Source organism: Streptomyces sp. NBC_00572, from assembly GCF_026341815.1.
GTDB lineage: Bacteria > Actinomycetota > Actinomycetes > Streptomycetales > Streptomycetaceae > Streptomyces.
In genome coordinates this window covers 5,898,822-5,919,445 of the sequence record NZ_JAPENX010000001.1, presented here as the reverse complement: position 1 = coordinate 5,919,445, position 20,624 = coordinate 5,898,822, and the positions used below count along the sequence as shown (strand labels likewise).

The window sequence follows — 20,624 nt, the reverse complement described above, 5'->3', positions numbered from 1 at the left end:
CATTGCGCGCCGGGCGGCGCCACCGCTGCCGGGCGGAGGACCGTATCCTCCAGCCATGGAGGCACTGTCCGAACGGCTGTCAGACCTGGACTCGCACGTCCACGGCGCGATTCGCGTCATCGCGTTCTACGACACGCTGATGCGCCGCAGGGTCGATGTCCCCGCGCTCGCCCGGTCCTCCGCGGGCCTGGCCGCGTGCGTGGTCGGAATCGGGCTCCACGGCACGGGACGGGTCGTCCGCATCGCGCCGGACGGGAGGGAAGCACCCGGCCCTCCGCGGCCCACCTCCAGCACGGCGCCGATCACCCTCGACGAGGAGGAGATCGGCACGGTGTGGCTGGAGCGTCCCGGCGCGCCGAGTCCCCTCGACGAGGTCCTCCTGGACCGGCTCGCCCTCGCCACGGCGACGGTCGTCGAACGGTACGGCCCGGCCCGCACCACCATGGCCGACCCCGCCCTCGTCGAACTGGTCGTCAGCCCGGACACCGACGAGGCGGCCCGGTCCCGCGCCCTTCGGCTCCTTGGTTTCCCCGCGGGTCAGCCGCTGCGCGCCGTCGCCGTACGCACCTGCCTTCCGCTCGACAAGGTCGGCGTCCTGCTCTGTCCCACCGGCCCGGTGAAGGCGGCGCCGCTCTCCGACAGCGGCGTGATCCTGGCCGCCTCCGTCGTCGCCCCTGAGCGGTTTCCGGCCGGCGTCCGTGCGGGCATCGGCGCCGCGGAGGGACCCGCCCGTTCCTGGGAGCAGGCCCGCACCGCCCTCCGTTTCACGAGTCCCCGCCGACCGGCCCTCCACTACGCCGAGTTGGGGGCGCTGGCCCTCCTCGCGCAGGTGCCGCAGGAGGTCGTACGCGACAACGCCGACGTCGCGGCCATCGCCGTCGTCGCCGGCAACCCGGAGGATCTGGAGACGCTGGACGCCTACTGCGCCACCGGCTCCCTGCGCCGGGCCGCCCACCTGCTCCATCTGCACCACAGCAGCGTCGCCGGCCGGCTCGAACGCCTCGGCAAGGCCCTCGGGATCGAACTGACCGGTCCCACCGGACTGTTACGGGCGCAGTTCGCCCTCGCCGCGTGGCGTCTGCTCGACAGTTGAGGTGGCACATCACGCGGGAACGCGAGCCGGCCCCCGCCGGGAGAGACGCAGCACCCGCAGGACGCACGGAGGCGTGAGGAGCCATTCCGGGCGCCGGACCATGCCCGCGATCTCGCTGAACCGCACGCACACGGCCTCGTCGTGCTGCGCCGCGAGGGTGACCCGGTTCATGTACCGGTTGATCAGATCGGTGCCCGGAGGCTTCTTGCCCTGGGTGCCGGGGTACGCGAAGTCGCTGCCGACCGTGACGGACCAGGCGACGGCCACCGACCCGGCGGCGGCCCGGAAGTAGCGGCGCGCGAAGGTCCGGTCGACCGTACGGGAGTGCTGCAGGGCATGGCCCAGCGCTTCCGCCTGCAGGGCTGCGGTGCTCATGCCCTGCCCGTGGACGGGATCGAGGCTGCACACGGCGTCGCCGATCAGGACCCATCCGGTGGGGTGGCGTCGCATGTGCTCGACATGGCGGCGCTGGTTCGCGACGAACCGGTGGCCCACCGCCGTGCCGAGGGGCTCCGACGCGGCCATCACGTCGGCGATCACCGGCGAGTCCAGGGAGCGGGCGAAGGCGAGCCGGCCCGCCTCGTCCATCGGCGGCAGCTCGCCGTTGACGCCGACCAGGGCCACGATCCACCGGTCGCCCTCCCACGGCAGGGCCATCGCCAGGCGCCTGGTGTCGGGGGCCCCGATCACCACGGCCGCCTTCCAGTCCCGCGCGGGCCGTCGGCCGCGGCGGTAGATCCGGCTGACGTAGTGGGTGTCGACGGTGATCACGGAGGTGGGCGGCTCCCCGTAGCCCAGCTCCTTCAGCCAGCCGAGGCTGCTGGCCTGCCGCCCGGTGGCGTCGACGAGCAGCTCGCAGTCGCGGGCGCTGCCGTCGGACAGCCGGACGCCGGTGATCCGGGTCCCGTGGTCGCCGGTGAGCACCCCTTCGGCCGCGGCGCCGCCACGGAGCGTGACTCCGGGGAGGTCGGCGACGCGTCGGCGGACGGTCGTCTCCAGGAAGGGCCGTGACATCACGGGCCCGACCATCGTGGTGGCAGGCCGGATCAGGGGTCCTCCGGCCTGGTGCCAGTAGAAGTCGCGGCAGATGTCGAAGGGCGTCGCCCCACCGGCGTACAGCTCCTCGATCACGCCGGGGAACCAGGCTTCGAGGAGTCGGGTGCCCGCGTGCAGCAGCAGGTGCGGCTGTCTGCCCTGGGGAACGTGCGGGCGCCAGGGGGCGTCCGTGGACAGCGGGTCGCGGTCGATCACCGTCACGCTGCCGAAGTACTCGGACAGCACGCGAGCCGCGCACAGCCCCGCCATGCTCGCGCCCACGACGACTGCGCGGCCCCCCGGTCCGCCTGAGCTTCTCGTGTTCACGGGGGCCTCCCACGCGGCGTTTCCGCCCCCTCATTGTCCTCCGGGTGGTCCGGGCCCGCGTCCCGTGGTCCCCCGCGGTCTCCTCGCGGGTGGTGCGCGGGATCAGGCCCGGCCGGGCCCACGGACGCCGACCGGACAGCGCTCGGGCGGGTGCCGGGGGTCAGTCCGCGCGGCGCGGGTCGGCGGCCCGGGTGATCGCCGCCTCGACGGCCGTGATGCGGTCGGCGAGCAGGCCGAGCGCCGCGACCGCCCGCGTCAGCGGGTCGTCGGCGGCTCCGCCGAGCCTCTGGGTACGGGTGTGGGCGGCGATGACCTCCGACCAGCGGTCCGCCTGCGCGTCGGTCAGGGTGCCCCGGAGCCCGGCGAGTTTGAGGAGGTTGGTCTCGGCTTCGCCGGTGAGGGTCTGGGCTTCGGCGGTGTAGTGGTCGTCGATGACGGCGGCGAGTTCGGCCTCGTTCATGACGGGTGCGATGCGGGCCGTGATCTTGTTCATGTTCCGGTACGAGCCCTGGAGCCGGAACGGCGGTTCGGTGCGGGTCGAGTCGGCTCGGGCGGCGGACGCGAGGTAGGCGGCGTTGACCGCCAGGACGGTCTCGCGGGCGGTCAGCAGGTGGCGCAGGACGGCGAGGACGCGGTCGAGTTCGGCCGGGGCGTAGGGGTGGGCGAGACGGTCCCGGCGTGCGGTGGGGTCGTCCGCCGCAAGGCGGGTGAGCAGCTCCAGGTCGGCGGGGTCGCGGCCGGCGAGCGGCGCCAGGACGGGGTGGGAGGTGAGGGCGTTCTCGACGAAGCTGAGGGCGAAGGCCTCCTCCTTGCCGGTCAGGACGTCGCCGAGGTTCCAGACGTCGGCGCGGTTGGCGAGCATGTCGGGGACCCGGAAGCGCTGCCCGGACTCGGTGTAGGGGTTTCCGGCCATGCAGACGGCGAAGCGTTTGCCCCGCAGGTCGTGGCTGCCGAGCGTGCGGGTGGCGTCGCAGAGGGGGATGAACTTCTGGAGCAGCTCGGTCGAGCAGTGCTGGATGTCGTCCACGTACAGCAGGACGTTGTTGGCCGCGGCCAGGGCGAACGCGATCTTCTCCAGTTCCCGGCGCGCGGCCGCGTCGGGCGCTTCGTCCGGGTCGAGCGAGGTCGTGGCCCGGCCGAGGGCCGGCCCGTCGATCTTGACGAGGAGGAGCCCCAGGCGGTCGGCGACGTACTCGATCAGGGTCGTCTTGCCGTAGCCGGGCGGGGAGAGGAGCAGCAGCAGGCCGTGGGAGTCGGTGCGCTTGGCATCGCCCGCGGCCCCGAGCTGTTTGGCGAGGTTGTCGCCGATCAGGGGGAGGTAGACCTCGTCGACGAGCCGGTTGCGGACGAAGGTGGACATGACGCGCGGCCGGTACTCGTCGAGCCGCAGCCGGACGCGTTCGGCGGCGACGAGTTCGGCCCGGGTCCGCTGGTAGGCGCGGAAGGCGGGCACGTCATCGGCGGCGAACTCCGCTGTCCTGACGAGGAATTCGTCCAGGCGCAGTCGCAGCGCACCTCCCCGGACCCGGGGGTGGGTACCGAGGAGACCGCCGACCGTCGTCGAGGTGGGTGCGTCCACCTCGTAGCGGTCGAGCCCCGGGGTGAGTTCGACGGTGACGGCCTCCGTGAGCACGCCGTCGTCGACCGGCTCGCCGGAGGCCGAGGCGTACGCACCGAGCCAGCCTTCGACGAGCTGTCGCCGGGCGGCGGGGTCGGTGAGCGTGCTGAGGTCGTCGTCGTAGGCGGAGCTTCCGACGGTCCTGCGGAACTTGTCCAGGAAGGTGCGTGCCGTCTCGGAGACGGCGAAGCCCCGTGGTCCGGCGGCGAGTTCCTCCACGAGGTACGCGGCGGCCGTCGCATCGCCGATCGTGGCGGCCAGCTCCCGCCGGAGGCCTTCGACGGGCGAGGTGGCCCCGAAGAGGTCCCGTGCCCTGGTCAGGGAGACCGCCCTGCGGGCCCACTGCTCCCGGGCCCCGGACGTGGGGAGGCCCGCCCAGAAGATCTGCGCCGCGGCGCGTGCCGCCGCCGGATGGCGGAGCGGGCCCGCGTGCTCCCGCAGTCCGAGTACGGCGTTCAGGACGAGCGCCGCGTCGTGGTCGTGGACGCCCCGCTCGTAGCCCTCGTCGTACGCGGCCGATGCCGCCTCGCGTACGAGTTCGGGCAGGTCCGCGCCCGCCAGGGCGTCGGCGCCGTGTTCGGCGAGGAGACGTGCGGCCAGGTACTCGGAGCGGTAGACCTCGGGTGACTCGGAGGGCAGGGCGCGTTCCCAGTAGGGCCGGGTGGCGGTGAAGTCCGGGTCGAGGACGGGGGCGCGGTAGTCCGTCCCGGTGATCGCGAACGCGAGGGACTCGCCGTACGGGACGAGCGTCAGCTCGGTGGCCTGCCGGTTGACGGCGAAGTGGTGCCGGCCGAGCCGCAGGGTGTCGCCTCCGCGGGAGAACAGATCGGCGCGGTCCCGCAGCGCGCGCCCGGCCTCCTGCCGGGCGGCGGCGAGACGGCCCTCCAGCTCCTCCGCCCTGACCTGGTCGCCGAGTTCCCGGAGTGCGTCGGCGGTCCGGCGGAGCCTGACGACCATGGCGTCGGAGGCGAAGTAGGTGTGCACGTCGTCGAGGCCGTCCAGGGCGGAGGCGCGTCGGGCGATCGCGTCCAGGACCCGGCCCGCCGAGCCGGCCAGGCGTTCGGCGCGCCGGGCGCGGGCGTCCCTGAGCGACTGCTCGCGCGCGGTGAAGGCGTCCTGGATCTCGGTGCGCCGCTCGGCGAGGTCGGCGAGGAATCCGTCGTGCTCGGGGAACCGGGACTCCAGGTTCTCCACCTGGAGCAGCAGGCGGCCGAGGTGCTCCTCGCAGAGTTCGGGGGTGTCGGACGCCGCCAGGGCGGCGGTGACGGCCTGTCCCAAGAGGGCGGACTCGGCGGCGAACTCGGCCCGGCCCTCGCCGTCGAGGAGTTCGGCGCGGCGGGCCGTGAGCACGGCCCTCGCCCGGTTGACCGCGCCCAGCACTCCGGCGATCCGCTCCAGGACCGAGGTGCGGAGGGTCGCGTCCGCGATGTCGAGACCGGCCACGATCTCGCCGAGCGTCCGCAGTCCGGCGGTGTGCGCGTCGAGCCGCTCGGCCACGGGTCCCGTAGCGGCGACGGCGGTCAGGGCCCCCGCCTCGGCCTCGATCCGCTCCACGTCGGCGTGGTGGCCGGTGAAGGCGTCGTCGCCGCGGAGGAAGTCGACGGCGCGCCGGGCGGCCGCGGTGATGTCCTCCTCGATGTCCCGGGCGAGGGCGTCGATGCCGTCGGTGTCCGCGTACCGCATCTCCTTGAGGGTGATCAGCCGCCCCTGGGCGCGGCGGAGTTCGGTGATCCGCGCGATCCACTCCTCGGCGGTGGTGGGAGCCTCGCCGCGGACGAGCCGGGCGAGCCTGCCGATCCGTCGCCCCGCCTCCGCCAGGGCCTCGGCCGCCTGCCGGGTGAGGGCCGTCACCGTCTCGAACTCGCCGAGGACCTGCTCGGCGGTGGCGCGCACCTCGTCGAGCGGGGTGCGGAGGTCCCCGGCCTCGGAGGCGCCCAGCCAGTGGTGGGCGTCGGCCGCGCGGGCGCACGCGGCGACGAGCGCCTCGTACACCTCGCCGGTCGGTGTCGGTTCGGTGGCCTGCCGGGCGATGGACAGGCAGTCGGAGATGCCCCGGACGAGATCCGCGTTGCCGATGCGTCCCAGTGGTCCGTCCGTCGTGCCGGTCGCGTGGGTGTCGGCGACGTACGGGGTGCGCCAGATCTGCACCGGATGGAGCCGGCCGGGCTCCCCGTCGCCGGCCCGCAGCACGGTCATCGTGCCGTCGTCGAAGAGGGCGTACCCGCTGCCGGTGACGGGATTCGCGATCTCCTTGCGGATGAGGTTGTACGGAAGGAGGAGGCAGCGGCCCTCGTTCTGGTCGTGGAAGACGTAGAGGAGGTCCTCGCCGTCGGGCGAACAGACCACCCGCTCGAAGGCCGGCCCGTCGGCCCCCGTACCGGAGGGGTGCGCGGCGTCGAAGGACTTCGCGATGTCGAGGGACGTCAGGGTGTCGAAGGTCTTCACGGTGCCCGAGGAGAGGCAGTAGCCGCCGGGGAACACGATCCCCTCGTCCCCGGGCAGCCGCAGGCAGGCCCGTCCGATGCCGTCCAGCCTGACGACGGTCCCGGTCAGGGTGTTGAGGACGAGGTGGCGGTCGGTCTCCTCCTTGTACGGGCGGACGCGGGCCAGGAGCAGACGGCCCACGGTGGCGTACGCGACCTCGGCGTCGGCCAGCGACTGCAGGGGCTCGTCGACCGGCTCCGCGTGGACGCCCTCCCCCGTCCCGGTGTCGTTCTCCGTCTTGACCGTCAGCGTCCCGCCCGCCGTGGACAGGAAGGCGCGGCCGCCGAGCGAGATGTGCGGGTACCGGCCCGGCACGTGGTCGTCCCGGGTCGTCTCCACCCAGTCGACGTCGTGCGAGGGGGGAAGGACGTGATCGCGCTCCCCTCGCGCGTCCAGGAACGCCGTCTCTCCGGCCGGACCGACCGACCACCGCAGGACGCGGAGGTCGTCGGCCTGCTCCCCGACCCGGAAGACGGCCAGCAGCCGGCCCTCCACCCGGCGGAGCCGCACCAGGCGGGCGCCCCTGAAGTAGCGGTGCAGCGCCGAGAACTCCCGCACGAAGGCGGGGTCGTCGAGCAGTCCGGGCACGGCGTCGGCGGCCAGCGCGTTCAGGTCGCGGTCGTACAGCGTGAAGACGTCACCGACGGGCCTCTCGTCGCTGCGCTCGGCGGCCGTGAGACCACCGAGGAGCAGAAGGCCGTCGCCGACGGCGACGACGTCCCGCGCGACCGCGTTCCGCTCGGTGCGCAGTCGGCCGGTGCCGGCGAGGTCGAGCTCACCGGAGCCGAACTCGGCGGTGCGGGCCCGGTTCAGTTCCCCGGCGCGCCGGGCGAGTTCGGTCCCCTGCGTGGCCAGCCGGTCACGCAGCACGGCGTACGTGTCCTGGTCGATTCCGGCGCTCATCCCGTTCCGCTCCCCTGTGAAGGTGGTGAAGGGGGTCCGGTGCCGTGCCCCCCGCGCACGGCACCGGACCCGTCGTGACCGCTCCCCCCGGGGCGGTCAGCCCTTGACGGCGCCGTTGAGGACACCGATGTCGCTGCCGCCGGCGCTGGTGCCGGCACCAGCGCCCGCGTCGAGTACGCCCGACTTCATGACCTTCGCCAGGAGCGCGGAGACGCTGAGGTTCTGAACGTCGGCGCTGGTCAGGGAGCCCAGGACCGTGGTGAGGTCCTCGGTGAAGGACCCCTCCCCGTTCAGCCAGGGCCCGGCGAGCGCCTGCGCCGTCCGCGAATGGTCCATGAAGCCGTCGACGGACTTGCCGAGGGCGATCGACTGCACGAGCCGGTCGAGGAAGACGGACTCCCCGCCGACGATGTTGATGTCGGCGTGCTCCAGACCGGTGGCCAGGACGGTCGCCTGGGCCTCCGCGACCTGCCGCTGGACGTCGAGCCCGGCAAGCCGGATGTCCTTCTCCGCCTCCAGCCGGAGCCGGTACTCCTCGTGGGCCCGGGAAGCCTCGTCCAGCGCCGCCATCGCCGCCGCCTTCTCGGTCAGACCGGCTGCCTCGGCCTTCAGCTTCTCGCCGATCGCGGTCGCCTCGGCGAGGGCCTTCTCCCGGGTGCCGACGGCCTCGGCGCGCAGCCGTGCCTCGGTGGCCTCCGCCTCCGCGCGGCCGGCCTTCTCGATGACACCGGCCTCCTTCTCGCGGACCTGCACCGCCGCGAGCCCCTCCGCCGCCGCTTCCGCCTGCACTCCCTCGGCGAGGCGGATCTTGGCGCGGGCGTCCATGTCGGCGGCCTTGCTGCGGGCCTCGGCCAGGGTGAGTTCCTCGGCGGCCCGGTGCACGGCGGCCTGCTCGGCCGCCTCCGCCGCCTTGATGTCCTTGACGAGCTTCTCCTGGGCCTCCGCCTCGGCCGCGATGACGATCGCCTGCCGGGTGCGCTCGGCCTCCTCGACCGTACGGAGCCGCTTGATGGACTCCTCCTGCTCGGCGACCGTCCGGTCCACCGCGATCCGCTCGCGGATCACCTCGGCGATGTCCCGGCGCTCCGACTCCACCTCCTTCTCGGCGGAGATACGGGTCAGTTCGGTCTCCCGGTCCCGGGCGATGACTTCGAGGAGACGGTCCTTCTCGATCCGCTCGTTCTCGACGGCGATGACCCGCTCGCGGTTCTTCTGTGCGACGGCCACCTCGCGGGCCTGGTTCTCCCGCTGGATGCCGAGCTGCTCCTCGGTCCTGAGGAACGCGCTCTGTGCCCGCAGCCGCTCCTCCTCCACCACCCGGGCGGTCTCGGCCTCCTCCCTGGCCCGTACGGTGTCGATCTCGCGCTTCTGCTTGATCTCGGCGTCGGCCTGACGCCGCTCCAGCTCCAGGATGGCTTCGCGGGCGTCGACGTTTTGCCGGGTGATCTCCTTCTGCTCGTGCTGGCGGAACTCGTTCGTGCGGACGTTCTCGACAGCGGTCAGTTCCGTGATCTTGCGGATGCCCTGGGCGTCGAGGATGTTGCCCGGGTCGAGCTGGGCGAGCGGGGTCTGCTCCAGGTAGTCGATGGCCGCGTCCTCCAGGCTGTAGCCGTTGAGGTCGATGCCGATGATCTCGATGATCCGGTACCTCAGTTCCTCGCGCTTGGTGTACAGATCGGTGAAGTCCAGCTGCTTGCCGACCGTCTTCAGCGCCTCGGAGAACTTGGCGTTGAACAGCTCCTGCAGCGTGTCCTTGTCGCTCGCCCGCTCGGTGCCGATGGCCTGGGCGACCTTGATGACGTCGTCGACGGTCTTGTTGACCCGTACGAAGAACGAGATCCGGATGTCCGCGCGGATGTTGTCCCGGCAGATCAGGCCGTCCCGGCCGGTCCGGGAGATCTCGATGGTCTTCACCGAGATGTCCATGACCTCGGCCTTGTGCAGGACGGGCAGCACGATCTGTCCGGTGAAGGTCACGTCGACCTTCCGCATCTTGGAGACGATCAGTGCCTTGCCCTGCTCCACCTTCCGGAACAGCCGGCTGACGACGAACAGCAGAGCGACGGCGATGATCAGGACGACGGCGACGAGCACGCCGAGGCCCGCGGTCAGGAAATCCATGAGAGAACCCCGTGTCGGTGGAGGAAGTCGATGGAGCAAGTCGACGGTGGGAAGCGGCAGTCGCAGCCTCGGGCGGCACGAGGGCGGCACGAGGAGAGGGCGATGAGGGGGCGAGGGCAGCACGAGGGGGCGGCCGGGAAGCACATCCGGAGAGCCGGCCGCGAGCGCGGCCCGCGAGCGCCCCGCCTCGTAAGGAAGGAAGGAACCCGGCTGAACTACGTCCCGATGCGTACGGACGGAGTCGAGCCACGCAGGGACGGACCGGTGGCGGCCCCGGGTTCGTCAGGGAACAGCTTGGCAAGCTCCCCCATGGCCTTCCCCCTCCGCTCACGCTTTCCGTGTCCCGGCATCGGGGCCTCGCCCACGCCCTGCCGTCACCCCACCCTGACACATCCCCACCCATCCGGTCATTGCCGCAACCCGGCAGCCTTTGACGCCTTCTTGATGCCGGTGCCGAGCATCCGCGAGCGCCGTGGCAGTCTTGATCCCCACGCGTCAGGAACGCGTCAATGGCGTGTCGGGGCAGGCGGGAGGGGCCGTGACGGAGCAGGACACGACGGTGGACCATCTGGAGGGATTCGCCGAGATCCTGACGGAAGTGTGCGCGACCGGCCGCAGGCTCACCCGTGAGGAACGGGACGCACTGCGGTCCCGCGGGGATCGGGCCGCGAAGGCCGGCATCGGTCTACGGTCCCTCGTCCGGGCCCACCTCTCGGCCGCTCAGCACGTCCGCTCCGGCCTGTCGCGGGGCGCCGCCGAGCACCTCCTGAGCGCTGTCGAGCAGGCCGTCGACGCCTTCGCCGAAGGCCACGAGCTGGCACAACATCTGGCGGTTCGTCAGGAAGAGGCCCACCGCAGGGAGTTCATCGACGACCTGCTGCACGGCCGCAGCGGTCTCGGCCGGATAGCCGAACGCGCCGAACGCTTCGGGCTGCTCCTCTCGCACGCCCACGCCGTGGCCGTCGCCCAGGGGCGGGAGTCGTACGGCGACGGCTACGAGGTCACCCGTACCGTCGAGGCCTCGCTCGCCGCCCGCTTCGGCAACCGCCGCATCCTGCTCACCACCAAGGACGGCCGGCTGATCTGCATCGCGCCCGCCGACGAACCCGAGGTACTCGCTCACTTCGCCAAGCAGGCGTACGCCGCGACCGACGGCGGCCAGGTCGCCGTCGGCCGACCCCACCCGGGTCCGGGCGGTGTCGTCCACTCCTACGAGGAAGCCCTCAACGCCCTCGAACTCGCGGCCCGCATGGACCTGAACGAACCGGTCCTGTACGCCGCCGACCTCCTGGTCTACCCCGTCCTCACCCGCGACCGGCAGGCCATGGCCGACCTCGTACGCACCGTGCTCGGCCCCCTCCAGGAGGCGCGCGGCGGCGCAGGCCCCCTCCTGGAGACCCTCACCGCCTACTTCGACACCGGCTGCGTCAGCGCCCAGGCCGCCCGCCGACTGAGCCTGAGCGTCCGGGCCTTGACGTACCGCCTCGCCCGCATCCACCGCCTCACCGGGTCGGACCCCACCGACCCCGTCCAGCGCTACACCCTCCAGACGGCAGTGATCGGCGCGAGACTCCTCGACTGGCCCGCGCAGCCGCTGTGACCCCCGGTGAACTGTGGCGGGACCGGCTCCGACCGCCCCTGCCGCACGGAAGCGGACTCCCTTTCCGTGCAGCCGACGGCTGACGCGGTGGGGTGTCGTGTGCCGGATCCCGGAGACAGGTGCCAGGAGACGGGTGCCGATGGGTGATCACTCGGTGTGCAACACCGAGGCGATGGTCGTCCTCGCTGCCGACCGGGCCGGGACCAGGGCGCCGAGGACGGCGATCGCCACACCCGCCAAGAGCATCGCGGCCAACTGCGGTGCGTGCCACACGTCCTTCATGGGGGCCGGGAAGGAGACCACTCCGACGTTGTCCACGACGAGGCGGTGCGCCACGACCCCCAGCGGAATGCCGAGCAGCCCACCGGCCGCGCCCAACGCGGCGACGGAGGTCACCGTCATCACCACCACCTGACGGGGGGTCATCCCGATCGACTTGAGCATGCCCAGGTCCCGGCGTCGCTCTCGGGTGTTCAGCAGGACGGTGTTGAAGACGCCGAGCGAGGCAACGAGGGTCAGCAGCACCGTGAACACCGTCGAGAACGTGACGACGGTGGTCGTGCCGGTGTTCTCCGAGTCCGCCACCGACGCGCGCAGGCCTGGGTCGAGCGCCTCGACCGCCTCGGCGTACGCACGCGCGTCAGCGCCGGGCGCGAGCCGTACCGTGTACTCGGTGGCGCGTGTGTTCGGCGCGAGGTGAGCGAGGGTCTGCCAGGTGGCCTCCAGGGCCCGGGCGTTGCCTTCGATGAGCTGACCCACGACGGTCGCGGAGATCCGCCTGCCGCTCAGTTCCAGATCGACCCGGTCACCGACCTTCAGTCCGCGCTGGGTCAGGAACGACGGTCCGGCCACGATCTCGCCCGCCGCCGCCGGTGCACGGCCCTTGACGATCGTATGGGTGTACGAGAAATCGTCCCCGCGGTAGAAATCGGCGAAGACGGGCTGGTTCTGCCCGGTCATGTTCGCCTGGGCCAGTGCGCGGGCCCGTACCCCCGCCGCGCCCGGAAGGGAGCGGAGTCGTTCGTCGATCTGCCGGTCGCTGAGCCGGGGAGTCGTCCGGGCGTCGCCCGGCTCCCCCGCCGCCACCTGGATCCTGGCGCCGCCGTCCTCCCGCCCGACGTTGCCGAACGCCAGCATGGTGCTGGTCAGTCCGGTCGACAGCGTCACGGTGGTGACCCCGAGAACGATGGCGGACATGGTCAGCAGGGTGCGGCCGGGGCGGGCGAACGGCTGGCCCAGACCCAGACTGACCGGGCGCGGCAGCCGGGTGGCGCCGAGGATCCGCTGGACGCGCAGCCCGCGCCCGGTGCGCGGCGCGCTGCCCGCACTGATCGCCTGAGCCGCGGGGAGCCGGTGGGCGCGCAGCGCGGGGACCAGAGCGGCCAGCAGGACGAGGGCGGGCATGCCCAGGAGGCAGGCGACGGAGACCCACGGGTCGATGTCGCCGACGGAGGCCCGGCCCACTTCGATGCCGGTGAACGCGACGTTCAGGATCGGGCCGGCCAGCACGTTGCCGAGCAGGGTGCCCAGGAGGCAGCCCGCGACGGCCGGTACGGAGAGCATGGTCAGGTAGACGGCGACGACCTGGTTCGGTGTGAAGCCCAGGGCCTTGAGCACCCCGATGTGGCGGTACCCGGAGACGACCGCCCCGCTGACCACGTTTCCGACGATCAGGACGGAGACCAGCAGGCCGAGGACACCGAAGAGCGTCATGAACGGGAGATAGGAGTCGACGAGCGCGGAGAAGGCCTGCTTGAGGGCCAGGTAGGACTGTGCGCCGGTCAGCGACTTCTCGGGCAGTCCCGCGGTGGCCCCGGCCAGCCCGGCGGCCAGCTGGGCCTCGGTGGAGGACTCCGTGAAGCGGTAGAGCATCTGGGCGGAGGACGGATGCAGCGCGGCCATCTGCTCGGGTGACACCCAGGCACTCGCCGACTTGCTCATGCTCGCGGCGAACCCGACGACGGTCAGGGTCGGTCCTCCGGGGTTCTCCAGCTTGGTGCCCAGCAACTCCGGGTCCGGGGAGCCCCCGACCGACCAGTTGACGACGATCTCGCCGGGCGCGGTGGCCCAGTGGCCTTCCAGCAGCTCGACCCGGTCCACAGGTCCGGCCGGATCCGCTCGGCCCACCACGGTGAGGCTGCCGCCCGCCGTCCAGAGCCAGCGCTCGGGGATGTCGACGACGGCCTGCCCGAAAGGCCCGGCCGCGGCCTCCACCCCTGGCTGCCGGGCGGTCCGGGCCAGCTCCTCCGGCGAGACCTTCGTGGTGTCGAAGGTCGCCACCGTATGGGCTCCGCGCTGTTCGGCGTACACCGTGTCGAAGGGACCTGAGGCGGCGGCCAGGAGTCCCAGCGCCAGCAGGACGGTCGTGGTGGAGCAGAGGACGACGAGCCCGATGACGAAGGTCTGGAGCCGACGACGCTTGACGGCCCCGCGTGACGCTCTCCAGACGGCGCTCATACCCTCGCCTCCAGTGCGCTCTCGCCGGCCACCCGGCCGTCGGCGACCCGGATCAGCCGGCTGGCGCAGCGAGTGGCCAGTTGCGGGTCGTGGGTGACGATCAACAGGGTCTGTCCGATCTGGTTGAGATCGATCAGCAGGTCCATCACCTGCTCCCCCGAGCGGCTGTCGAGGGCGCCGGTCGGTTCGTCGGCCAGCAGCAGCGCGGGACGGTTCATGAGGGACCGGGCCACGGCGACCCGTTGCCGCTCGCCGCCGCTGAGCGTCGCCGGATAGTTGTTCCGGCGTTCGGCGACGCCGAGTTCGTCGAGGAGCTCCAGGGCACGGCGGCGCGCCTGCCGGGCCGGGGTGCCGGTCAACTGTGCGGCCAGCGCCACGTTGTCGAGGACGGGCAGATCGTCGATGAGGTTGAAGAACTGGAAGATCATGCCGACGTTCCGCCGCCGGAACAGCGCCAATCCGGTCTCGTTCAGTTTTCCGAGGTCATGACCCTGCACCTCGACCGTGCCCGAGGTCGGCCGGTCCAGGCCGGCCACCATGTTGAGCAGGGTGGACTTGCCGCAGCCCGAGGGGCCCATCACGGCGACCGCGTCCCCCGCCCTGATCTCCAGCGACAGGCCGTCCAGGGCCTTCGCGTCGCCGTACTCCTTGTGCACGTCTTCCAGCCGCACCACCACGTGCCGGGCGTGTCCTTGATCAGTCGTCATGGCTCGAACCTAGGCGGGTGTCGCGGACGGGGCGTCACCCCCCGCGTGTATCCGTCCGGGCAGGTCATCCCTGGGATGTACGGAGCTGCATCCGGGGACTGACGAGGAGAGGGCCGTGCGGCTGAGAGGATGATCCGGTGTGGGGATCCGGGACGATCTGGCTGATCATCGCCCTGGCGGCAGCAGTTGGCGCCGCCGGGTACCTGTGCGTGGCGGTGGTCCGGGCCCGGCGGCTGCACCGGGCGGCCGTCGAGGAGCGCGGCTGGCTGCTGGAGCGGGAGCGGGAGAGCGCGGCACAGATCGCGGTCGACGCCGAGCGGGCCAGGATCGCGGCCGAGCTCCACGACATCGTCAGCCACAACGTGAGCCTCATGGTGGTCCAGGCGGGGGCGGCCCGCGAGGTGCTGGCCACGATGCCGGACGAGGCCGCGGCGGCGATGAGCGCCGTCGAGACCGCCGGGCGGAACACGATGACCGAGCTGCGGCACCTGCTCGGCCTGCTCGCACCCGCACAGAACGGCGATGACGAGCCCTACGGTATGGACCTGTCACCGCAGCCGAGCTTGAGCCGGCTCGGCCCGCTGATCGACCGCGTCTCCTTCGCCGGCCTGCCCGTGGAGGTGCGCGTCTCCGGTGAGCCGCGCCCGCTGCCGACCGGGATCGATGTCACCGCCTATCGGATCGTCCAGGAGGCCCTGACCAATGCCCTCAAACACGGGGACGGAGCGAAAGCCGAGGTGACGGTGCGGTATGCGGACCACTACCTGCGAGTCGAGGTGCTGAACAGCGGACCGAGCGTCCTGTCGGCGGGCCGGCCCTCGCGAGGTGAGCCGGTCCCGGGCCAGGCGAACGGAACGGGCCGAACCGACGGGACGGGCCAAGCGAACGGAACGGGCCGAGGGTTGCTCGGTCTGCGGGAGCGGGTCGGCGTCTACGGCGGTGACCTGGACGCCCGCCGCCGCCTCGGCGGCGGCTACCGCGTCCGCGCCCGGATCCCGTTGGACCGGCCATGACGACGGGTACCGAGCCCGCCCCTCGCGTCGTGATCGCCGACGACCAGGAGCTGGTCCGCACCGGTTTCCGCCTGATCCTGACCGCCCGCGGCATCGACGTGGTGGGTGAGGCCGGCGACGGGGTCGAGGCCGTGGCCGCCGCACGGAGGCTGCGGCCCGACGTCGTGCTGATGGACATCCGGATGCCGGTCATGGACGGCCTGGAGGCCGCCCGCCAGGTACTCGCACAGGCGCCGGACTGCCGGGTGATCATGCTGACCACCTTCGACCTCGACTCCTACGTCTACGCCGCCCTCGCCGCCGGAGCCAGCGGCTTCCTGCTCAAGGACGTCACCTCCGCGCATCTGGCCGCCGCGGTACGCCTGGTCGACACCGGCGATGCCCTCCTTTCGCCCTCGATCACCCGCCGCCTGGTGGAGCGCTTCGCCGCCGGCACCGGTGCGGGCCCCGCGACCCCGGCCGTCCACCGGGACCTGGCGGCGCTGACGCCGCGCGAGCGGGAAGTGCTGACACTCATGGGCCGAGGGCTGTCCAATGCCGAACTGGCGCGGCAACTGACCCTCAGTGAGGCGACGGTGAAGACCCATGTGGCCCGGATCTTCGGCAAACTGACCCTCCGCGACAGGGCGCAGGCCGTCGTCGTCGCGTACGAGACAGGACTCGTCTCACCGGGAGAGTCCGCCGACGCCGGCGATCCCCGCCGATAGGAGCGCGCCGCTGCCCGCGAGAGGCGAGGGGATGCCGTCCTCGCTCCCCCTCAGGTCACCGGTTTCGCGGTGACGGCGGTCACCGCGACCGAGAGGTCGGGCCGCGACTCGGCGAACTCGGTGGCGGTCTCGACGCCGGTGAGCCCTTCACCGACGACCAGTACGGTGCCGCCCGCGCCCAGGGTGTCCATGCGTTCGCGCAGTCGCAGTGCCGAGGACCGGCCGGTCACATCGAAGGCGTGCTCGGCCGCGCCGGGGACGCCATGGTGGGCGACGGTGCTGCCGAGCGTATAGAGGAGCGTGTCGTAAGCGAGTTCGCCGTCGCCGTCCTCGCCGGTCACCGCGACGGTCCGGCGCTCGGGGTCGACACCGGTGACGCGCGCCAGGCGCAACCGCACCCCGGTGCCGGCGAACACGTCGGCGAGCTTGCGGACCGCGAGGTCCTGGCCGATCGCGAGCTGGTGGAGCCGCATCCGCTCGACGAAGTCGGGCACGGCGTTGACGACGGTGATCTCGACGTCGGCGGGCGAAAGCCGACGGGCCAGGTTTCCGGCGGCGAAGGCCCCGGCGTATCCGGCGCCGAGGACGACGATGCGGTGCTTCATGGCGTGGCTCCTGTCTCGTTCGCGTGCCCCTTGAACGAGATGGCGCCCTGATTGCTGACAGGAGCCTGCTGTGACGCGGGTCACCGAACCGGGACGAGCGGCGGAGCGGGGCCGCGACTCAGCCGCGCAGCACACGGCCGCGCAGTCGGTACCTGTAACCGGGCCTCATGTGGTGATGCGATCAAGGATAGTTTCCCGGGACATGCAGGGTCGATGAGGGTGAGGCCGAACGTGAAGAAGTTACTGACAGGCGCACTTGCAGCCATGACCGTACTCGCCGTGGGAGGCTGCGGTTCGCCGGAGGGCGATGCGGGGAAGTCCGAGACGCCCGGCCCGCCGCCGAAGAGTTCCTCACCGCAGAAGCCCGCGGTGCCTCGGGCGCAGGCGCGGCAGCTCCCACCCGCGTTCGACGGTGCCAAGGGGTGGGCCGTCATGCAGACGGAGCGGCTGGACCGGCCGGCCGTCGCGCCGCACGCGAAACTGGTGCTGCTCCTCAAGACGTATCCGGACGGCAAGGCGCTCGGCGTGGAGGCACGGGACGCGGCCACCGGCGCCGTCCGCTGGTCGAGCGCACCCTGGAAGCCGAGCGCGCGGCCCGACGAGTTCCGGGCCGAGGACGCGGATCTGGGGGTCACCAGCAAGGGCGGGAAGGACTTCGTCGTGCTGGCGGTGTCGGTTCGAGAGGGCAAGGACGCGCTGAACCAGGGGAAGCCCGCCGTTCGTCTCGCCGTGTTTCCGGCGGACTCCTCCGGGACCGGCGTAGCCCCGGCGCACCAGGTCAGGGTCCCCGGGACGGACGGCGGTGTCTTCCCCCACGACACCGATGGCACCGTGACCGTGCAGACCCCTGACGGAATGGCGGTCGTGGACGCCGCCACCGGCACGACCACGCCCTCCCGGGGCAAGAGCACTCCCGAATTCGCGGTCAGGGTGAAGAGCTTCACCCAGCCCGAGTTCGCCGTCGCCGACGCCTGGGCCGGGCAGCAGGTGGTGCCTTCGGGCGCGGCTTCCGAGAGCGGTCTGGACAAGGGAGTGGCCTACGGAGTCCGCGGTGGCTACCTCGTGGCCCGATGGCCGTCCAAGAACCAGGACTACAACATCTCCGGCCTGGCGATGAACTACGTGTGGGCGTTGCACGACGAGCGCACCGGAAAGCCGACGATCAGCGTCACGTGCGACGGCCTGACCTCCGTTCTCACCAGCGGGGGCGACACGATCCTCAGTGACAACGGCCGCTACCTGGTCAACGGGGATGTGGCCTTCGATCTCCAGGCCGGGAAGGGCTACTGCTTCGGCGAGACGGAGTCCCGTGCGGGGGTGCAGTTCCGCGGCGTCGACAACTCCGGCACGGCGTACGGCGCTGTGACGACGTCCGGATCGGCCGGCCTCATCGCCCTTGATCTCGCCACCGGCAAGCCCACGAAGCTCGACGGAAACGTGACGCTCCCGACCCGTGTGACCGGTGACGTGGCGCTGTACGAGGACACACCCGTCAACGAGAAGGCCCCGGGGGCCGAACCGGCCACCCATGCCATCCTCAGCGTCTACCCCCGACGCTGACCCCCGCCGCCCGTCGTTGTGTCAGGCCGACTGCGTGGTCGTCCAGTTCGGCACGGTCTAGAACCAAGGGCGGGCGTCGTGCGTGGGCAGCGGGCGCAGTTTCGGCGAGCGTTCGAGCAGGCGGTTGGCCAGGGCGGAGCTGAGGCGGCCGACGGCGTGCAGGTGATCGTGGTCGCGGGTCATGTCCGCGACCACGCCCAGGCGGTGGACGAGCCGCTCACGGGCGGAGACGTAGCCCCACTCGAAGTCCTCGGCGGGTACCCGGGCGAGCTGGTCGACCGTCCCTCGGTGGGCCCGCTCGACGAGCGCGTCGCCCTGGATCAGCCAGCCTGCGCACGCGTCGGCGAGGTCACCCGGGACGTCCTTCCCGGTGAGGTCGCGCCAGGTGGTCCGGTAGACGTCCTCGACCTCCGTGAGCGGGGCCGCGGTGACCGACATGGCGCACCAGCAGGTGGGGAAGCCGATGCGGAAGTAGGCGAGTTCGATCAGGCCGTTGCCGAGCGAGGCCCGCTCGAAGTCGACGAAGCGAATGCCGTCGGCGGTGCGCAGATCGTTGCCGGGGCAGGGGTCGCCGTGCAGCAGCGCATGGTGCGGAGTGGGGTCCAACCGCTCCAGGAGTCCGGCGAGTTCATGGGGAACCGTGGACGGTACGGGCACGTCGAGCGCCCTGGCCAGGGCGAGGAAGGAATCCGCGTCGGCGGCCGTGGGCCCTGACCACACCGGCAGTTCGCCCACGTCGGACGGCCCGGTCAGGGCGTGCAGCCGGGCGAGCGACTCGGCGTACCCCGGCATCCAGTCGTCCGTCTTGCCGAGGTCGTCCAGGTGCTCGAGGACCATCACCCGCGAGGAGGGGTCCGTGGCGAGCAGCGCGGGGGCCACGGCGCGCCCGGAGGCCCGCCCCGCCAGGCGCAGCCCGGCGACCTCCCGCGCGAAGCGCGTGTCCGAATCGGCGCCCGTGTCTCCGTCGTCGGTGATCTGCTTGACGATCACCAGCCGCCGGTCGGCGAGCCGCACCCGCCACACCCGTGACCGCGGACTGCTGTCGAGGAGTTCGGCCCGCTCGGGGGTGCCCACGGTGGAGAGAAGCGCATCATTGAAAGGAACACGGTTCGGCATGCCGACGAGCGTATCCGCAGGTCCGCGCGCGGAAACAGCGAGGTGGACGCGAGAGACGGCATCGCCCACACGATTCCCGAGCAGGCCGACCGGGAGGTGACCAGGAGGTCGCCGGGTCCCACGAAGCAGCCGCCACCCACCCTGCGCAGCCCCTACGGGTACGGCAGTCCCTGCATGGCGGCGAAGATGTGCTTCTCCTCCAGGCCCACCAGCGCCGCCGCCTCGATGTATGTCGGGGCGAGAGCTGTGATCACGGCGAACTCGTCGACGACGAACTGCAGGTCGCCCAAGAGGAAGGTGTGCGCCGCCACGGCTCCCTCGTCGCTCCCGAAGGGTGTGCGCGTCACTCCGGACGGGGCTGGTACGACGTGGTTCCACCAAGCCCGGCGCGGATCGTTGTCCGCCATTTCGACGGGGCGCCAGTTGTCCGAATCGAAGGTGTGCCAGAGGAGGCGTACGGATTCCGTCGTCGTCGCGCTGGTTCTCAGCACCTCGTCGAGGAATTCGGTGTACTGATCGAGGTAGCCCTGGGTGGCTCCGACGCCCGGGGCCGTCAGAAGTTGTTTGTAGACCACGGTCCAGGCGGGGCCGAAGGTGGTGTGACCCGAGAGGTCGGCCTGGTTCATCAGCGCGGTGGATCGCGTCCGGAGGGCGATGTACTTGTTCCGTGTGTCGAGCCAGGCCGTCGAGGGCGAGGGTACGTCCACCACGATGTGGCAGTGTTCGAGGTCGAGCGGGCTCGCTCCCCAGGTGGCCGACGGGGTGAAGGGTCCGTCGGGTGATCCGGCCGGGTCGAGCAGGGCTTCCAGGCCGACCGTCATCGCGGTTCGGAACTGGACCGGGATGACCGCGGACTCGGGGTTGAAGGTGTACGAGGTGATCGGCCGCCTGGCCAGTTCACGGCTGCGGTTGAAGTCGAAGGCCGGTATGCGCCGGGTCTGCCAGGACAGCCACTCGTCGCGGTCGGCGCACGGCATGGCCCACGCCGTGTCCAGCGCGGTCATCGTGCCGATGCCGACCACCGGGTCGGTGGGCGTCAGGGGCGGCACCTGGTCCTGCTTGAACTGGACTACGGCTGCCGACGTCTCGTTCCCGAAGAACCCGGTCGCGCCGCTCGGAATGGAGTAGCCCAGGTCGATGAGCCCGTACTGGACCGCTCCGATGTGGCTCCCGGACTGACCGTACGTGAGGTAGGAGGACGTCGTTCCGGCACGTATCCGCTCCAGGACCGGATCCCCGCGGAACCGCGCGGATTTCAGCAGCGCCATGGCGGATTCC

12 protein-coding genes and 1 pseudogene are annotated in these 20,624 nt (G+C 71.8%); 5 read left to right on the top strand and 8 right to left on the bottom strand.

Annotated features, from left to right (window positions below; genetic code table 11):
- Nucleotides 1-55: 55 nt before the first annotated feature.
- Nucleotides 56-1,093 (top strand): helix-turn-helix domain-containing protein, encoded by a 1,038-nt coding sequence (locus tag OG514_RS27000; RefSeq protein ID WP_266899158.1) that lies wholly within the window; start codon nt 56-58, stop codon nt 1,091-1,093.
- Between the two features lie 9 nt (nt 1,094-1,102).
- Here OG514_RS27000 and OG514_RS26995 read toward each other — a convergent pair whose 3' ends face one another.
- The 3 genes from OG514_RS26995 to OG514_RS26985 form a co-directional block, all read right to left on the bottom strand.
- Nucleotides 1,103-2,455 carry an NAD(P)/FAD-dependent oxidoreductase gene (locus OG514_RS26995; protein ID WP_266899156.1) on the bottom strand — a complete coding sequence of 451 codons (1,353 nt, stop codon included), beginning with the start codon at nt 2,453-2,455 and terminating at the stop codon, nt 1,103-1,105.
- Between the two features lie 160 nt (nt 2,456-2,615).
- On the bottom strand, nt 2,616-7,460 hold the full coding sequence (locus OG514_RS26990; RefSeq protein ID WP_266899154.1) for a DNA repair ATPase: 4,845 nt from the start codon (nt 7,458-7,460) through the stop codon (nt 2,616-2,618).
- A 96-nt stretch (nt 7,461-7,556) separates the two neighbouring features.
- Nucleotides 7,557-9,581, bottom strand: a complete 2,025-nt coding sequence (locus OG514_RS26985) for a flotillin family protein (RefSeq protein ID WP_266899152.1) — start codon at nt 9,579-9,581, stop codon at nt 7,557-7,559.
- 538 nt (nt 9,582-10,119) lie between these two features.
- Between OG514_RS26985 and OG514_RS26980 the strand changes: the two genes are divergently transcribed.
- Nucleotides 10,120-11,181 (top strand): CdaR family transcriptional regulator, encoded by a 1,062-nt coding sequence (locus tag OG514_RS26980; RefSeq protein WP_266899150.1) that lies wholly within the window; start codon nt 10,120-10,122, stop codon nt 11,179-11,181.
- A 147-nt stretch (nt 11,182-11,328) separates the two neighbouring features.
- On the opposite strand, the gene OG514_RS26975 is transcribed toward OG514_RS26980, so the two are convergent.
- Both OG514_RS26975 and OG514_RS26970 read right to left on the bottom strand, forming a co-directional pair.
- The gene (locus OG514_RS26975; RefSeq protein WP_266899148.1) at nt 11,329-13,638 is read right to left on the bottom strand and encodes an FtsX-like permease family protein; all 2,310 of its coding nucleotides are present in this window, start codon (nt 13,636-13,638) and stop codon (nt 11,329-11,331) included.
- Entirely contained in the window at nt 13,635-14,345 is a 711-nt protein-coding gene (locus OG514_RS26970; protein ID WP_266899146.1) for an ABC transporter ATP-binding protein, read from the bottom strand. The genes OG514_RS26975 and OG514_RS26970 overlap by 4 nt, the downstream gene beginning before the upstream one ends.
- 137 nt (nt 14,346-14,482) lie before the next feature.
- Here OG514_RS26970 and OG514_RS26965 point away from each other — a divergent pair, with 137 nt between their 5' ends.
- Nucleotides 14,483-15,358 (top strand): sensor histidine kinase, encoded by an 876-nt coding sequence (locus OG514_RS26965; RefSeq protein WP_266899144.1) that lies wholly within the window; start codon nt 14,483-14,485, stop codon nt 15,356-15,358.
- Nucleotides 15,355-16,065: a response regulator transcription factor gene (locus OG514_RS26960; protein WP_266899142.1), complete on the top strand. Its 711-nt coding sequence runs from the start codon at nt 15,355-15,357 to the stop codon at nt 16,063-16,065. Before OG514_RS26965 ends, OG514_RS26960 begins: the two co-directional genes overlap by 4 nt.
- 74 nt (nt 16,066-16,139) lie before the next feature.
- Here the strand turns inward: OG514_RS26960 and OG514_RS26955 are convergent.
- Nucleotides 16,140-16,670, bottom strand: a pseudogene (locus tag OG514_RS26955) (FAD-dependent oxidoreductase); the annotation flags it as partial.
- Between the two features lie 264 nt (nt 16,671-16,934).
- Here OG514_RS26955 and OG514_RS26950 point away from each other — a divergent pair.
- Nucleotides 16,935-18,230, top strand: a complete 1,296-nt coding sequence (locus tag OG514_RS26950; RefSeq protein WP_266899140.1) for a hypothetical protein — start codon at nt 16,935-16,937, stop codon at nt 18,228-18,230.
- A gap of 57 nt (nt 18,231-18,287) precedes the next feature.
- Here OG514_RS26950 and OG514_RS26945 read toward each other — a convergent pair whose 3' ends face one another.
- Both OG514_RS26945 and OG514_RS26940 read right to left on the bottom strand, forming a co-directional pair.
- Nucleotides 18,288-19,346: a phosphotransferase family protein gene (locus OG514_RS26945; protein WP_266899138.1), complete on the bottom strand. Its 1,059-nt coding sequence runs from the start codon at nt 19,344-19,346 to the stop codon at nt 18,288-18,290.
- A 152-nt stretch (nt 19,347-19,498) separates the two neighbouring features.
- Complete coding sequence (locus tag OG514_RS26940; protein ID WP_266899136.1) at nt 19,499-20,614, bottom strand: peptidoglycan-binding protein; 1,116 nt, start codon at nt 20,612-20,614, stop codon at nt 19,499-19,501.
- Between the last annotated feature and the right edge of the window lie 10 nt (nt 20,615-20,624).